The 356-nt window shown below is 52.8% G+C and carries 1 rRNA gene; it reads right to left on the reverse strand.

Annotated features, from left to right (window positions below):
* A 23S ribosomal RNA gene (locus tag ELH03_RS37205) occupies positions 1-105 on the reverse strand; the annotation flags it as partial.
* Between the last annotated feature and the right edge of the window lie 251 nt (positions 106-356).

Genomic DNA, 356 nt, shown 5'->3' on the forward strand with positions numbered 1-356 from the left:
GATCAAAGCTCATTCGCAGCTCCCCACGGCTTTTCGCAGCGTATCACGTCCTTCATCGCCTGTGCATGCCAAGGCATCCACCAAATGCCCTTACGACACTTAATCGTTCTCATTGCCAATGCTCATCCATATTTGGACGTGCGACCATCCGGACAACCTTGCGATTGCCGTGCGGCCAGTCCAAAAATCCGGTTACCTTTTACAACCGGATCATTTCATGATGCCATCGACGTGTTCGACAGGTCTGCTTTATTGGAGCTACGCCGAGCAGCTCGCTTGCAGCCTGTCTTAAGACCAGCTTCTCGAGATTGGATCCGATACCGCGCGGTCAGGCAACGGTAATCCGATCGTTCATC

Source organism: Rhizobium beringeri (assembly GCF_004306515.1).
In the GTDB taxonomy this organism is placed as follows: domain Bacteria; phylum Pseudomonadota; class Alphaproteobacteria; order Rhizobiales; family Rhizobiaceae; genus Rhizobium; species Rhizobium beringeri.